This is a genomic window from Rhodococcus sp. 05-2254-6, from assembly GCF_002258565.1.
Lineage (GTDB): Bacteria > Actinomycetota > Actinomycetes > Mycobacteriales > Mycobacteriaceae > Rhodococcoides.
The window spans coordinates 1-8,597 of the sequence record NZ_NOZF01000069.1 but is presented as its reverse complement, the minus strand read 5'-3'; the positions used below and the strand labels follow the sequence as shown (position 1 = coordinate 8,597).

9 protein-coding genes and 1 pseudogene are annotated in these 8,597 nt (G+C 67.5%); 4 read left to right on the top strand and 6 right to left on the bottom strand.

Annotated features, from left to right (window positions below):
• Nucleotides 1-686, top strand: a 686-nt coding sequence (locus CH256_RS08645; protein ID WP_143536540.1) for a DUF2399 domain-containing protein, incomplete at its 5' end; no start/stop codon positions are given.
• Here the strand turns inward: CH256_RS08645 and mshC are convergent.
• The 5 genes from mshC to CH256_RS08620 form a co-directional block, all read right to left on the bottom strand.
• On the bottom strand, nt 683-1,924 hold the full coding sequence (gene mshC / locus CH256_RS08640; protein WP_094669319.1) for a cysteine--1-D-myo-inosityl 2-amino-2-deoxy-alpha-D-glucopyranoside ligase: 1,242 nt from the start codon (nt 1,922-1,924) through the stop codon (nt 683-685). The genes CH256_RS08645 and mshC overlap by 4 nt on opposite strands.
• A 24-nt stretch (nt 1,925-1,948) precedes the next feature.
• Nucleotides 1,949-2,722 (bottom strand): SCO1664 family protein, encoded by a 774-nt coding sequence (locus CH256_RS08635; protein WP_179272039.1) that lies wholly within the window; start codon nt 2,720-2,722, stop codon nt 1,949-1,951.
• Between the two features lie 35 nt (nt 2,723-2,757).
• Nucleotides 2,758-3,348: a DUF3090 domain-containing protein gene (locus CH256_RS08630; protein ID WP_068050796.1), complete on the bottom strand. Its 591-nt coding sequence runs from the start codon at nt 3,346-3,348 to the stop codon at nt 2,758-2,760.
• A 135-nt stretch (nt 3,349-3,483) separates the two neighbouring features.
• Nucleotides 3,484-4,191 (bottom strand): histidine phosphatase family protein, encoded by a 708-nt coding sequence (locus tag CH256_RS08625; RefSeq protein ID WP_094669316.1) that lies wholly within the window; start codon nt 4,189-4,191, stop codon nt 3,484-3,486.
• A 91-nt stretch (nt 4,192-4,282) separates the two neighbouring features.
• Entirely contained in the window at nt 4,283-5,113 is an 831-nt protein-coding gene (locus tag CH256_RS08620; protein WP_094669321.1) for an undecaprenyl-diphosphate phosphatase, read from the bottom strand.
• Nucleotides 5,114-5,324: 211 nt separating this feature from the next.
• Between CH256_RS08620 and CH256_RS08615 the strand changes: the two genes are divergently transcribed.
• The 3 genes and pseudogenes from CH256_RS08615 to CH256_RS08605 all read left to right on the top strand — a co-directional run.
• A complete protein-coding gene (locus CH256_RS08615; RefSeq protein ID WP_094641830.1) occupies nt 5,325-6,257 on the top strand; it encodes an aldo/keto reductase in 933 nt (310 codons plus the stop codon).
• 35 nt (nt 6,258-6,292) lie between these two features.
• Nucleotides 6,293-7,300, top strand: coding sequence for a heme/hemin ABC transporter substrate-binding protein (locus CH256_RS08610; RefSeq protein WP_176460516.1), 1,008 nt, complete (start codon nt 6,293-6,295; stop codon nt 7,298-7,300).
• Nucleotides 7,297-8,223, top strand: a pseudogene (locus CH256_RS08605) (FecCD family ABC transporter permease); the annotation flags it as partial. The gene CH256_RS08610 and the pseudogene CH256_RS08605, both read left to right, overlap by 4 nt.
• Before the next feature lie 125 nt (nt 8,224-8,348).
• Here the strand turns inward: CH256_RS08605 and CH256_RS08600 are convergent.
• Nucleotides 8,349-8,597 (bottom strand): iron chelate uptake ABC transporter family permease subunit (locus CH256_RS08600; protein ID WP_143536539.1); only part of this gene is annotated, 249 nt, incomplete at its 5' end.

The window sequence follows — 8,597 nt, the reverse complement described above, 5'->3', positions numbered from 1 at the left end:
TCTCGGCCGGCGGTGCCCCGAAACTTGTCCTCGATGCATTGTCGTTGCGCGAGAACGTCCCTCGGCCCGTCGATCCGGTCGGTATCAGGGCGTTGTGGGAGACCGCAGGTGTGTCGGTCGACGCGGTGTCCAGCCGGGTGCTGGTGCTCGGCTACCGCGTCGACGAGACCCATACCGTGGCAGGGTGGCTGAACGAGGCTGCCGACGAGGGCATCCCCTTCTCCGTCACCGTGGACATGCTCATGCGCGGGACGCTCACCAACAGTTCGGCCACGGTGTTCGTCTGCGAGAACGTGGCGGTTCTCGCCGCGGCAGCCCGCACTCTCGGGTCGAACTGCGCGAGCCTGATCTGCACGGACGGTCAGCCCTCCGCCGCGGTACACCGGCTGCTGGCCTCCCGCGCACCAGGCACCACGATTCGCTGGCGTGCCGACTTCGACTGGGCCGGAGTGCACATGGTGAAACGAGCACTCTCCCGGTACGACGCGGTGCCGTGGCGCATGGACGTCGACTCCTATCGACATGCTCTCGACGCACGAAATTCCGAACCGCTGAAGGGCCATCCGACGGACAGTCCGTGGGACCCGGAACTGGCCGGTGCCCTTCGTGACTCGGGCCGGGCGGTCATGGAAGACCGGCTTGTCCCGGATCTGCTGACGGACCTGCGCCTGGGATCTGGGGACTAACGCAGCGGAACCCCGAGCAAAGCGTCGACCGCGTCGGCGAAGGCGCCAGGTGCGTTCGCGTCCGAGCCACCGCGCTCGACCGCGAAACTCGCCCACGCGTCGAGCGCATCGAGAGCCTTGGGGGTGTCCAGATCGTCGGCCAGATGCTGCCGCAACCGATTGATCACATCGTCGGCCGACGCTGCGCTCTCGAGCGCGGCGGCCCGACGCCACAGTGCGAGCCGGGTGTGAGCCCGTTCGAGAACCTCGTCGGACCACGGCCGATCCTGCCGGTAGTGCCCGGCCAGCAGACCGAGTCGTACGGCTGCGGGGTCGATGTTCTCGGCCCGGAGCGTGGAGACGAACACCAGATTGCCGCGGCTCTTGGACATCTTCTCGCCGTCGAGCCCGATCATTCCGGTGTGCACGTAGTGCCGCGCGAAACGCGGATCACCGGTCGCCGCCTCCGCGTGGGCGGCCGAGAATTCGTGGTGCGGGAAGATGAGATCGCTTCCGCCGCCCTGGATGTCGAAGCCGGTACCGATGCGGTTGAGCGCGATCGCCGCGCATTCGATGTGCCACCCGGGCCTGCCGGGACCCCACGGCGACGGCCACGACGGCTCGCCCGGCCGAACCGCGCGCCAGAGCAACGCATCGAGCGGATCCCGCTTACCGACCCGATCGGGGTCACCTCCGCGTTCGGCGAAGAACGTGTCCATCGTGGCGCGATCGTAGCCGGACTCGTAACCGAACTGCTCCGTGGCATCGGCACGGAAGTACACATCCGGGTACTCGGCATCGTCGACGACGTACGCGGCTCCGGACGCGACGAGCTTCTCCACGAGTTCGACGACCTCGTCGACGGACTCGACGGCGCCGATGTAGTCGCGCGGAGGGAGAACACGAAGCGCTTCCATGTCGGCACGGAAGAGTTCGATCTCACGCGCGCCCAGGTCCCGCCAGTCCTCACCGTCGCGGTCGGCGCGCTCGAACAGTGGGTCGTCGACATCGGTGACGTTCTGGACGTAATGCACGTCCATGCCCGCGTCTCGCCACAGTCGGTTGATCAGGTCGAACGTCAGATATGTCGCTGCGTGTCCGAGGTGGGTGGCGTCGTACGGGGTTATTCCACAGACGTACATCCGAGCCGTCGGACCGGGGATGACGGGTCGAACCTGTCGGTCTGCGGTATCGAACAATCGAAGCGCTGGACCCTGTCCTGGAATTGTCGGGATCTCCGGGCTCGACCAAGAATGCATGCAACCGAGCCTATCCGAGCCCGATCAGAAGGCGGGCCAGGGTATGGGTCTGCTCGAGCGCGGCTCCGGCATGACCGGCCGCGCGATCAGCTCCTGCGCCCGGTGGAGAACCGCGACCGTTTCGGTGAGGGTGATCTTGTCGACCAGGCGTGGAGCGACGACCGCGTCGAACGTCTCGACGAACCGCACGACGTCGGACATCAACGCGTCGTCCACCGCCTGGCCTGCCCACCCCCACAGCACCGTGCGCAGCTTGTTCTCGGCGTGCAGGCAGATGCCGTGATCGACTCCGTACACGTAGCCGTCCAGACCTTCGAGCGCGTGCCCGCCCTTGCGATCGGCGTTGTTGAGGATCACGTCGAGCACCGCCATCCGCTGCAGCCGCGGATCGTCGGCGTGGATCAGCGCGATCTCCTCGCCCTCGCCGTCGTACGCCTGCAGTACCGGAATCCAGCCCGCCGGTACGAGATCGGGACGGCAGATATCGACGAGGTCGACGCGTCCCTCGGCGTGGTCGTCGGGCGTGTCGATCCACTTCTGCACCATGCCGGGACCGAACGGCCCGTCGCGCAGAACCGTCGGCGGAATGACTCCCCAACCGAGGGCCTCGGAGATTTCGTAGGACGCCACTTCGCGGCCCGCGAGAGTGCCGTCCGGAAAATCCCACAGCGGAACCTCCCCACGAACGGGTTTGTACACGCACCGCACGGCCGAGTCGCCCTCGCCCGCCTCGCACACCAGCGTGGCGTTGCTGGCCGACACCACTCGACCGACGATCGTCAGGTCGCCGGTCTCCATGGTTTCGCGGCCCTCGAACGGCGGCAGTTCGACGGTCAAGACTCGTCGACCTCGGTCACCGGTCCGAACGTCGCACCGCGGCGGTAGCCGTTGGTTCTGATGCAGACGTGTCCCTCGGGGGCCAAAGGCTGTCCGCACAGCGGGCACGGCGCACGGCCGGCCGCGATGACGCGCTCGGACCGCACCGCGAACTCGCGTGCCTGCACCGGAGTGAGGAACACCCGGACGGCATCCGGGCCCTCGTCGGTGTCGTCGAGAACGACCGATTCGTCCACCTCGACTTCGCTGACGGCGAGAAGTTCCACCACGACGGCGTTGGCGTCGGCATCCCAGCCGAGTCCCATCGTTCCGACGCGGAACTCGGTGTCGATCGGGGTCAGCAACGGACTGGTGTCGACCGAATCGGCCTCCTCGGCCGGAACGTCCGCTCCGAACCGGCGGTGCACTTCCTCGAGTAGCAGCCCCATCCTGTCTGCGAGTACCTGGACCTGCTGCTTCTCCAGCGCGACCGACACCACGCGGGCGTCGTGCACCGCCTGGAGGAAGAACGTTCGGTCGCCCGGTTCCCCAACGGTCCCGGCAACGAAACGATCAGGGGTGCGAAAAACGTGTATGGCGCGCGGCATTGCACCTCCTAACGACTCGAACAGCTCCGCGAAGTGATTCTCGGAACTTTCATTATCGGCCACGGATCGACCGTGGACGGTATTGCTTGCCCTCCAGCCTGCCACCGATAGGGGTGTCAGCGCCGAAAGGGCGCTCTAGCTGCCTGCCCCACCACCGACGACCGCGTCGGAAGGGTCCGCATCGACCGATTCCGGCGTGGCGGGCTCCTCGGCTTTCGGCACGAACGCACTCAGATCGGACCCGGTGTCGTTGGTCCGCAGTACGAACGGCCGCGTCGAGGTGTAGCGGACGACGCTGATCGAGGCCGGGTCGGCGACTATCCGCTGAAAGGAATCGAGGTGGGCCCCCATGGCGTCCGAGAGCACCGACTTGATGACGTCACCGTGCGAGCACGCCACCCACAACACGTCGCGGCCGTGCTGCGCGGCCAACCGGGCGTCATGTTCACGCACGGCCTGCACCGCGCGTTGCTGCACCGTCGCCAAGCCCTCGCCCTCCGGGAACACCGCAGCCGACGGGTGCTGCTGCACCACCTTCCACAGCGGTTCCGCCAGCAACTCCTTGATCGTCCGGCCGGTCCACTGTCCGTAGTCGACCTCGACCAACCGGTCCTCGACCACCGGCGAGAGCCCGAGCTTGGCCGCCAACGGCTCCACTGTCTGCTCGCACCGCAGCAACGGCGAGCGCACGATCTCGGACACGGGAAGCTCGCCGAGACGATCCGCCACCGCCTGCGCCTGCTCACGCCCCCGATCATCGAGCTCGACTCCCGCGCTCCGACCCGCGAGCGTGCCTGCGGTGTTCGACGTCGAGCGTCCGTGCCGAAGCAAGATGACTGTCATTGCATCGAGCCTAGCCAGTCTTGACCTCTGGGTCGTTCCGCAGGCTCCACTCCCGCACCACCAGGTCGTTCCGCAGGCTCCGCTCCCGGCCTCAGGTGGCCGACACGACCCCGCCGGCCAGCAGCCCGAGCACGACGACACCCAGCACGATGCGGTATCCGACGAACCAGTACAGCGAGTGGTTCGCGACGAACTTCAACAACCAGGCGATCGAGGCGTAGCCGAGACCGAAGGCGACGATCGTGGCGACCAGCAGCTGCGGGCCGGACGCGGCCAGCCCCGTGCCGACCGGCTCGAAGGCGTCGGGCAGCGAGAAGAGACCGGAGGCGGTGACCGCCGGGATGGCGAGCAGGAACGAGAAGCGCACAGCCGCTTCTCGTTCGAGTCCGAGAAACAGGCCTGCGCTGGTCGTCGCCCCGGAACGGGACACTCCGGGGATCAACGCGAGGCACTGCGCCAGACCCATGACGATGCCGTCGCGGGTGGTCAGCTTCTCGATGGGACGTTCCTTGCGGCCGACCTTCTCCGCGATCGCGATGACGACGGCGAACGCGATCAACATGAACGCGATGAGGTACAGGTTCCTGGCACCGGTTCGGATCTGATCCTTGAACAGCAGGCCGAGAACGCCGATGGGGATGGTGGCGATGATCACGTACCACCCCATTCGGTAGTCGAGCCCGCGTTCGTTCTTGTGCTTCAGTCCGACGAACCAGGCCTTGACAATTCTGACGATGTCGCGCCAGAAGAACAGCAGCACAGCGGCTTCGGTGCCGAGCTGGGTCACCGCGGTGAAGGACGCGCCTGCGTCCTCGTTCCAGAACACGCTGGACACGATGCGCAGGTGCCCGGACGAGGAGATCGGCAGGAATTCGGTCAAGCCCTGCACCGCGCCGAGGATGATCGCCTGCAGCCACGTCATGTCGATCATGCGGGGCCACCCTCCGAGATCGGTGTCGATGGACTGTCCAGTGTCGATGCGCGGCCGCCGGCCTGCCCCCTGAATTCGCGATTCACGGGCACGACCGTACCCGGCGCGGCACGTACGCACCGAGCGGCGCGGCGCACTACTGTGCACTGGCGGCAGTGCAGTTCGACACCGACGATCACACGTAAAAGGACATTCGGCACATATGAAGCAGAGATCGGTCGGCACCAGCGGACTTCGAGTCTCGAGACTCGGCCTCGGCACCCTCGGATGGGGTAGCGGAACCGACGGTGACGACGCCGCAGCACAGTTGTCGGCGTTCGCCGAGGCCGGCGGCACGCTCGTCGACACGTCTCCGGCGTACGGCGACGGACGGGCGCAGCGAGTGCTCGCCGAGTTGCTCGACGACGTCGTCCCGCGACACGAATTGGTGATCAGCAGCGCAGCGGGCCTCAGCTCACGCTACGGCCGCTATCACGTGGATTGCTCGAGGCGCGGACTGCTCGGCCAACTCGACGCCACGCTGCGCGAATTGGGAACCGACTACCTGGACCTGTGGCAGGTCGCGACCTGGGACCCGATGACGCCGGTCGACGAGGTCGCCGCAACGCTGGACTACGCCGTGACCAGCGGACGGGTTCGCTACACCGGAGCCCGCGGATACCTCGGCTGGCAACTGGCGACGGCAGCGGGCGCAGCCGGTACCGGGCGCATCGTGGCCACTCAGGCGGAGTACTCGCTGCTCGCGCGCGGAATCGAGGACGAGCTGGTTCCCGCCGCGCACCACCACGGCATCGGCATCCTCGCGGCGGTACCCCTGGCAGGCGGCGTGCTGACGGGCAAGTACCGCAGCGGAGTACCCGCGGACTCCCGCGGGGCCGACGAGCTGCACGCCGAGGCCGTGCACGCGTACCTGACCGATTCTGCCGTGGGCGTCGTCGACGCGGCCGTCACCGCTGCCGACGGTCTGGCCACCTCTCCCCTGGTGGTCGCACTCGCGTGGGCACGGGACCGACCGGGAGTGAGCAGCGCGATCGTGGGAGCGCGGGACCTCGCGCAGTTGATGGGCGCACTGATGGCCGAGGAACTCGAGCTGCCGCCAGCGATCGCGTCGGCCCTGGACGACGTCAGCGCCTGATCACGCACTAACATCGGACAGGCTAACCTTCCGTGGTGACCGTCAACCGTCTCGCCGCCGTGCTCCTCGTCGCCGGAGTCCTGGTCGCCTGCTCGGCGAACACCCCCGGCACCGCATCCTCGGACTCCATCGGCCCCCGCACTGCCGTCGTCGACGATCCGAATCCGGAACCCGTCGTCGACGATCCGGCGGAGGTACTCCCCGTGACCGTGACCGGATTCGACGGCGTCCCCGTCACGGTGACGGACAACAGCCGCATCGTCGCTGCCGACCAGTACGGAACGCTCGCCGAGACCGTCTTCGCACTCGGACTCGGGGACAACCTCGTCGGGCGTGACACCTCGGCTGCATTTCCCGCGGCCGAGAACGTGCCCGACGTCACCCCGACCGGCCATTCGCTGAGCGCCGAGGGAATTCTGGCACTGTCGCCGACCGTCGTACTGACCGATACCAGCATCGGTCCACGTGCCGTGCAGGATCAGATCCGAGCCGCGGGCATTCCGCTCGTGTACTTCGATCCCACGCGCACTCTGGCCGGCGTCGCCCCTCAGATCGAGGCCGTCGCAGCTGCCTTGGGTGTGCCCGACGCCGGTGCCGCACTCGCCGAACGAACGAACACCGAGATCTCGGCAGCGGAGAACGCCGCACCCGAGTCCTCGGAACCGCCGAAGATCGCGTTTCTGTACATGCGTGGCCCGGCCATCAAGATGCTCGCCGGACCCGGCTCGGGAGCGGACGCACTGATCGAGGCTCTCGGCGCCAGGGACGCCGGTGTCGAATCGGGTCTGACCGAACAGTTCGTGCCGGTCACCAGCGAGGCGTTGATCGCCGCGGCACCCGACGTCATTCTGATGATGACCAAGGGCCTGGAATCGATCGGCGGTATCGAGGGGCTCGAGCAGATCCCCGGAATCGCGCAGACACCGGCAGGCCGAGATCGCCGGGTGGTGGACATGGACGACGGCACCATCCTCAGTTTCGGCCCGAACACCGGAAAGGTGTTGGGCGCACTGTCGAAGGCCGTGTACGACCCCGCGTCATGACCGACCGCGCACTCGCCGAAACGCGCACGGGCCGAGGGCGGGTTCTTGCAACATTCGGAGCCCTGGTCGTGGCACTGGTGTGTCTGGCCCTGATCTCGGCCGTCGTGGGGCAGGTGCCGACGACACCGCTGGAAGTGTTGGGCAGCCTCGCGCATCGGGTGGGACTCGACATCGGCCCGATGCCCGCACACCCCAGTGGCGAGGTGACGTTGTGGCAGGTCCGATTCCCGCGCCTGACTCTGGCAATCGTCGTCGGCGCGTGTCTGGGGTGCGCGGGTGCGCTGCTCCAGGGGGTGTTCGCCAATCCGTTGGCCGAGCCGGGTGTCGTCGGGGTCTCCTCGGGCGCTGCCGTCGGTGCCAGCTCGGTCATCGTGCTCGGCGGCAGCTTCGCCGGAGTCTGGAGTGTGGCGTTCGCAGCATTCGTCGGCGGGCTCGTCACCACGATCGCCGTGTATTTCCTCGCCCGCAACGCAGGACGCACCGAGGTGGTGACGCTCATCCTCACCGGCGTTGCAGTCAATGCATTCGCCGGCGGTGCCATCGCGTTCTTCACGTTCGTCGCCAGTCCCGCAGCCCGCGATCAGATCGTGTTCTGGCAACTGGGGTCACTCGCGGGCGCGACCTGGCAGTCGGTGGCCGTGGTCGGCCCGCTCGCACTGCTCGGAATCGGAGCTTCCCTGGCGATCGCGCGCCGACTCGACCTGCTTGCGCTCGGAGAGAACGTGGCACGCCATTTGGGAGTGAACGTCGAACGACTCAGACAGTTCGCCATCGTCGTCGTCGCCCTGCTCGTTGCGTCCGGCGTCGCCTTCACCGGAATCATTCTGTTCGTGGGGCTGGTGGTTCCGCACGCCGTGCGGATGGTGCTCGGTCCCGCCCATCGACTCCTCGTCCCGGCCAGCGCCCTCGCCGGCGACCACGTCGAGGTTGACGTCGGACAACACCGTCGCGTCCCCGCGCCGAGCGGAGACTCCGCGGGCGACGAGGGTATTCGAACCCGGTTCGGGGATGACCGGGATGTCGTTGCGTGCCGTGCCGATTCGCTTCGTCACGCCCAGCCGCCCTGGCGAGCACGGGTACGGCGGAGCAGCCAGAAGAAGAACGGCGCACCCGCCAGTGACGTCACCATGCCGAGCGGCAGATCGACGTTCGCGACGAGGGTGCGGGTGACGAGATCGGCAGCGAGCAGCACGACGGAGCCGGCGAGGGCGCTGGCCGGGACGAGGAGTCGATGGGCGGGACCGAGCACCATCCGCACGGCGTGCGGAACCACCAGCCCCACGAACAGAATGATTCC